The sequence below is a fragment of the Dysosmobacter sp. HCP28S3_G4 genome, assembly GCF_052065175.1.
In the GTDB taxonomy this organism is placed as follows: domain Bacteria; phylum Bacillota; class Clostridia; order Oscillospirales; family Oscillospiraceae; genus Oscillibacter.
The window spans coordinates 1-882 of record NZ_JBQHUP010000107.1; the positions used below are offsets into that span (position 1 = coordinate 1).

Annotated in this window: 1 protein-coding gene; it reads left to right on the plus strand. The window is 60.0% G+C overall.

What is annotated here, in order from left to right; genetic code table 11:
- Positions 1 to 115: 115 nt before the first annotated feature.
- Positions 116 to 882 (plus strand): ketopantoate reductase family protein (locus tag ACTNBU_RS12650; RefSeq protein WP_441034447.1); only part of this gene is annotated, 767 nt, incomplete at its 3' end.

The following is an 882-nucleotide window of genomic DNA, read 5'->3' on the forward strand; positions in this document are numbered from 1 at the left end:
GGCGAGAGCGCACCTTACGAGCGCCTGCTGGCCAAGAACGGCGTCACGGTGGAGGACATCGTGAAGATCGCCGAGTCTCTGTAAAAAGAAACCTATCTCAGGAGGATATGATATCATGAGAATCGGATTTGTCGGCTGCGGCGCCATCGGCAGCTGCTATGCGAGCTATCTGCTGAAAAAGCATGAGGTCTGTGTTCTGGACACCTATGAGCCCGTGATCGAAGCCATCAAGAAGGACGGCATCCTGGTGGATCAGTGCGCGCCCGGCCTCGGCAACGGAGAGACCATTTCCGTCCGTCCCGCCATGGCGACCACCGACCCGAAGGAGATCGGCGTTGTGGATCTGCTGATCGTGTTCGTCCACTATCAGTACCTCGAAGCGGCCGTGCGGAACGCGCTGCCCATGATCGACAAGAATACGATGGTCCTCTGCCTCCAGAACGGCTTCGGCAACTATGACGAGATCGCGAAGGTCGTTCCCGAGGAGCAGATCATCATCGGCAACACCGCCTTTGGTGCAACCCCGGTGGCACCCGGCCACGTCAAGCACACCGGCTACGGTTCCACGAACATGGGCTCTCCCAAGGCGCCCATGGCGAAGGTGGAGGCCGTTGCCGAGGCGTTCCGCGCTGCCGGTCTGGAAGTGGACGTCCATGAAAACGTAATGAACGCCATCTGGCACAAGCTGTCCGCCAACGTCTGCATCAACGGCGTCAGCGCGCTGCTCGGCACCAAGAACGGCTTCATCAACGGCAACCAGTACGCCCGCGAGACCGCGAAGATGCTGTGCAAAGAGGCCATTGCCGTGGCCAACGCCATCGGCTGCACGCTGGATTATGAGACGGAGCTGGAGCATGCCTTCGAGGTGTCCCGTATGACGGA